This is a genomic window from Geopseudomonas aromaticivorans (assembly GCF_019097855.1).
Lineage (GTDB): Bacteria > Pseudomonadota > Gammaproteobacteria > Pseudomonadales > Pseudomonadaceae > Geopseudomonas > Geopseudomonas aromaticivorans.
Map to the genome: position 1 here is coordinate 1 of NZ_JAHRGL010000063.1, position 1,398 is coordinate 1,398.

Annotated in this window: 1 protein-coding gene; it reads right to left on the minus strand. The window is 68.2% G+C overall.

All coding sequences use genetic code 11. The features are described 5' to 3' along the window. A partial coding sequence (locus KRX52_RS18415; RefSeq protein ID WP_217683192.1) for a cadherin-like domain-containing protein occupies window positions 1-1,398 on the minus strand: 1,398 nt, incomplete at both ends.

The following is a 1,398-nucleotide window of genomic DNA, read 5'->3' on the forward strand; positions in this document are numbered from 1 at the left end:
CGCCCTGCGCGGTGGCGAAGGTGCCGGCCACCACCGACAGGCTGTCGCCATCCAGGTCGCTGTCGTTGGCGTCCAGCTCCACGCTGCCGGTCAGCACGCTGTCTTCCGCGGTGCTGGCCGCATCGTCGACCGCGACCGGCGCGTCATTGACCGCCGCCACATTGACCGTGACGGTCGCGGTATTGGAGGTCAGCTTGCCGTCGGTCACCGTGTAGGTGAAGTCGGCCACGCCGTTGAAGTGGGCGTTCGGGGTGAAGGTCACCGTGCCGTCGGCGTTCAGCACCGCAGTGCCGCCCGCACCGCTGGTGACACTGGCGATGCTCAGGCTGTCGCCGTCGACATCGCTGTCGTTGCCGAGCAGCTGGGCCGCGGTGTAGGTCACCGCGGTGTCTTCGGTCGCCGCCAGGGTGTCGTTGACCGCCACCGGCGCGTCGTTCACCGGGCTCACGGTGAGCGTCAGGGTACCGACATCGCTCAGGCTGCCGTCGGTGACGGTGTAGTCGACCGAGTCGGTGCCGTGGAAGTTGGCCGCCGGCGTGTAGGTGTAGCTGCCGTCGGCCGCCAGCACCAGGGTGCCGCCCTTCACGGTGGTGAAGGTGCCGGCCACCACGCTCAGGCTGTCGCCATCCAGGTCACTGTCGTTGGCGTCCAGCTGGATGACCGAGCTGAACGGCACATCCTCGGTGACGGTCACCGCATCGTCCACCGCCACCGGCGCATCGTTCACCGGGCTCACGGTGAGGGTCAGGGTACCGACATCGCTCAGGCTGCCGTCGGTGACGGTGTAGTCGACCGAGTCGGTGCCGTGGAAGTTGGCGGCCGGCGTGTAGGTGTAGCTGCCGTCGGCGGCCAGCACCAGGGTGCCGCCCTGCGCGGTGGTGAAGGTGCCGGCGATGACGGAGAGGCTGTCGCCGTCCAGGTCGCTGTCGTTGGCATCCAGCTGGATGACCGAGCTGAACGGCACATCCTCGGTGACGGTCACCGCATCGTCCACCGCCACCGGCGCATCGTTCACCGGGGTGACGGTGATCGTCAGGGTGCCGATATCGCTCAGGCTGCCGTCGGTGACGGTGTAGTCGACCGAATCGGTGCCGTGGAAGTTGGCCGCCGGGGTGTAGCTGTAGCTGCCGTCGGCGGCCAGCACCAGGGTGCCGCCCTGCGCGGTGGTGAAGGTCCCCGCCACCACGCTGAGGCTGTCGCCGTCCAGGTCGCTGTCGTTGGCGTCCAGTTCGATGCTGGAAGTGAACGGCACGTCCTCGGTGACGGTGACGGCATCGTCCACCGCCACCGGCGCGTCATTGACCGCCGCCACGTTGACCGTGACGGTCGCGGTATTGGAGGTCAGCTTGCCGTCGGTCACCGTGTAGGTGAAGTCGGCCACGCCGTTGAAGTGGGCGT